This window comes from Burkholderia sp. Se-20378 (assembly GCF_017104665.1).
In the GTDB taxonomy this organism is placed as follows: Bacteria; Pseudomonadota; Gammaproteobacteria; order Burkholderiales; family Burkholderiaceae; genus Burkholderia; species Burkholderia lata.
Genome location: NZ_JAAGPG010000739.1, coordinates 1 through 3,266 on the forward strand (window position 1 = coordinate 1; position 3,266 = coordinate 3,266).

The window sequence follows — 3,266 nt, forward strand, 5'->3', positions numbered from 1 at the left end:
GGTGGGAGACTGGGCTGGTCGCACGCGACGGGCGAGGGGCGTTGCCGGCGGCGCAGTGTGCAGTGTGTTGGTCAGGCAGCCGGTGGACGGCCTACGAGAGTCCGACACGTTCCTGGAGTTCAGACGCGTGCCCTTCCGAGCTGACGCGGCTTCCGCCTTGCCGCCGATCGCGATCGCGCCGCTCTCGGCCAGGTTGCGCACGATCTGCAGGATGCGGCGCTGCTGCGTCTCGACGTCGGACACGCGTACCGGGCCGCGCGCGTCGAGATCCTCGGCGAGCAGTTCGGCCGCGCGCTGCGACATGTTCGCGAGGAACTTCTGGCGCAGTGCCGGCGGCGCGCCCTTCAGCGCGATGATCAGCGTTTCCGACTCGACTTCCTTGAGCACCATCTGGATCGCGCGATCCTCGAGGTCGAGCAGGTTCTCGAACACGAACATCTGGTCGATGATCTTCTGCGCGAGTTCGGCGTCGTACTGGCGCACGCTTTCGAGCACGCCTTCCTCATGCACGCTCGTCATGAAGTTCAGGATCTCGGCCGCGGTGCGGATGCCGCCCATCGGGCTGCGCTTCAGGTTGTCGCTGCCGGACAGCAGGCCCGTCAGCACGTCGTCGAGTTCGCGCAGCGCGGCCGGCTGGATGCCGTCGAGCGTCGCGATCCGCAGGATCACGTCGTTACGCAGCCGCTCGGTGAAGCACGACGCGATTTCCGACGCCTGGTCGCGGTCGAGGTGCACGAGGATCGTCGCGATGATCTGCGGATGCTCGTTCTTGATCAGTTCGGCCACGGCGCCCGAGTCCATCCACTTCAGGCCCTCGATGCCGCTGGTGTCGCTGCCCTGCAGGATGCGGTCGATCAGCACGCCGGCCTTGTCCTCGCCGAGCGCCTTGGTCAACACCGAGCGGATGTAGTCGCTCGAATCGAGCGACAGCGCGGTGTGCTGCTCCGCTTCCTTCGCGAATTCGTGCAGCACGTCCTCGACCTGCTCGCGCGTGACGTTCTTCAGCGCGGCCATCGCGGCGCCGATCTTCTGGACCTCGCGCGGCGCGAGGAACTTGAATACCTGCGCGGCCTCTTCCTCGCCGATCGACATCAGCAGGAGCGCGCTCTTGGTCAAGCCTTCAGCGTTCATCGGACACCCAGTTCTTCACGACGGTGGCGACGATCTTCGGATCCTGGCGGGCGATCGTGCGCGCGTAGTCGAGGTTGCGTTCGTAACGGTTCTTTTCGCTCTCGAACCCGAGCAGCAGCGAGTCGGGCTCCTCGGTCTTCTCCGGTGCCGGCAGGCCGTCGAGCGCGACCGAATCTTCCGGCGCGGCGAGCGCCGGCGCGACCGGCTCGGGCGGCGGGAACGCGCGGCGCATCGCCGGGCGCACGAACATGAAGTAGAGCGCCGCGGCGGCCGCCGCGATGCCGAGCCACTTCGCCGCTTCCTTCGCCATCGCGATCATGTCCGGCTGGCGCCACCACGGCAGGTCGGCGTACGGGTCGCTCGCGGTCGAGAACGCGCTGTTCACGACGTTCACCGAGTCGCCGCGCTTCTCGTCGTAGCCCATCGCATCCTTCACGAGCTGTTCGACCTGCGCGAGCTTCGCGGGCGGCAGCGGCTGCATCGTCACGTGGCCCTTCGCGTCGGCGACCGGCTGGTAGTTGACGACGACCGCGACCGACAGCCGCTTCACGCTGCCCATCGGCTGCTCGAGATGGCGGATCGTCTTGTCGACTTCGTAGTTGGTCGTCTGGTCCTTGCGATCGCTCACCGGGGTCGTCTGCGGCGCGTTCTGGCCGTTGCCGGCGACGATCGGCGCGGACGCCGGCTGCGGCGGCGTGTTCGACAGCGCGCCCGGCACGCCCGACGCGCCACCCTGCGCGAGTTCGGTCGCGCTGCTGGTCTGCTGGCTGCGGATCGCGGATTGCTGCGGATTGCCGTTCGGGCCGTAGCTTTCCGACGTCTGCTCGATCTTCGAGAAATCGAGATCCGCGCTGACCTGCGAGCGCGCGTTGCCCGTGCCGAAGATCGGCGCGAGGATCGCGTCGATGCGCTTCTGCGTGTTGTGCTCGACCTGCTGCACGTACTTGAGCTGGCTGGCGTCGAGGCCGGATGCCGACGCGGTCTGGGTCAGCAGGTTGCCGTCCTGGTCGACGATCGTCACGTTCTTCGCGGGCATGTCGGGCACGCCGGACGACACCATCCGCGTGATTGCCTGAACCTGGCCCTCGTCGAGCACGCGGCCCGGGTAGAGGTCGACGAACACCGACGCGCTCGGCGCTTCCTTGTCGCGCACGAACACCGACGGCTTCGGGATCGCGAGATGCACGCGCGCACCGCGCACGGCGTTGATCGATTCGATGGTGCGCTGCAGCTCGCCTTCGAGCGCGCGCTGGTAGTTGATCTGCTCGGCGAACTGGCTGATGCCGAATTTCTGGTTGTCCATCAGCTCGAAACCGACCGAGCCGCCCTTCGGCAGCCCCATCGCGGCGAGCTTCAGGCGCGTTTCATGCACCTGGTTCGACGGCACGAGGATCGCGCCGCCGGCATCGGCGAACTTGTAGGGAACGTTTGCCTGCTGGAGCGCGGCAATGATTGCGCCGCCGTCGCGATCCGACAGGTTGCTGTACAGCACGCGGTAGTCGGGCGCGCGGCTCCACAGCACGAGCGCGGTGATGACGGCGACCGCGAATGCGACGGCGATCAGGAACGGCAGCTTCGGGTTGCCCTTCATCCGCGAGATGCCGGGGATGCGTTCCGCGAAGCCGCCAAGCCCGAAGTCCGCGCCTGCGCCACCCGCGCCCGGCAACGCGGCGGCCGCGGCGGCGCCGGGCGCCGGGCTGGCGAGGCCCGCGCGGGCGTCTGGGTTGATCAGCGAGTTGGCCTGCGAATCCATGCGTCGAGTTTCTCCGGAGCGGGACGACTGAGCTCGCTCGGACGAGCGGGCGGACAATGACACGATGCGATTATCGTGACCCGGGCCGTACTCCGATCGACCGAAAAGAGCGGGGTTTCCCCCGTACTTTCTCGGCTTTGACGCGCGTCACGCTGCTATCCTTTTTCGGAATCCGGCATGGCGCGCGTGGTGCGGCGCCGGCGGATCTCCCGGTGCGTCCGGGTCTCGTCTCTCAGTTTTGGGGACAGCATGACGGCGAACGTCAGCGGAATCGGTTCGGTGTTGCAACAGATGCAGTCGATGGCCGCGCAGGCGTCCGGCGGCGTCGCGAGCCCGACGGCGGCACTGGCCGGCTCGGGCGCGGCGACGGCCGGCACGTTCG

The 3,266-nt window shown here is 67.8% G+C and carries 1 protein-coding gene and 2 pseudogenes; 1 reads left to right on the top strand and 2 read right to left on the bottom strand.

Annotation, left to right across the window (positions count from 1 at the left end; genetic code table 11):
* Positions 1-144: 144 nt before the first annotated feature.
* Both fliG and fliF read right to left on the bottom strand, forming a co-directional pair.
* A pseudogene (gene fliG / locus G3N93_RS36840) lies at positions 145-1,131 on the bottom strand (flagellar motor switch protein FliG); the annotation flags it as partial.
* Positions 1,121-2,884, bottom strand: a complete 1,764-nt coding sequence (fliF, locus tag G3N93_RS36845) for a flagellar basal-body MS-ring/collar protein FliF (protein WP_174937479.1) — start codon at positions 2,882-2,884, stop codon at positions 1,121-1,123. The gene fliF and the pseudogene fliG, both read right to left, overlap by 11 nt.
* 249 nt (positions 2,885-3,133) lie before the next feature.
* Here fliF and G3N93_RS41890 point away from each other — a divergent pair.
* Positions 3,134-3,266, top strand: a pseudogene (locus G3N93_RS41890) (flagellar hook-basal body complex protein FliE); the annotation flags it as partial.